This window comes from Arthrobacter sp. PsM3, assembly GCF_030433895.1.
Classification (GTDB): Bacteria; Actinomycetota; Actinomycetes; order Actinomycetales; family Micrococcaceae; genus Arthrobacter.
On record NZ_JARUXE010000175.1, the window covers coordinates 1 to 240 of the forward strand.

Sequence of the window (240 nt, forward strand, 5' to 3'; positions counted from 1 at the left end):
TGCAGCTGCGCTACGCCACCGTCACCGGCGTGGCCCGCGACGACCTCGCCGACGAGGGCGTCTGGCTCTACGCCGAAACGGTCCGCAAGATCCACGAACTGAATCCCGGCACCGGCGTGGAGCTCCTGATCCCGGACTTCTCCGGCAAACCCGAACACATCGAAGCGATCTGCGACTCCAAACCCGAGGTCTTCGCCCACAACGTCGAGACCGTCCCGCGGATCTTCAAGCGCATCCGCC

1 pseudogene is annotated in these 240 nt (G+C 65.8%); it reads left to right on the plus strand.

Annotated elements, in window-relative coordinates:
• Nucleotides 1–240 (plus strand): annotated as a pseudogene (locus tag QCD75_RS22085) (lipoyl synthase); the annotation flags it as partial.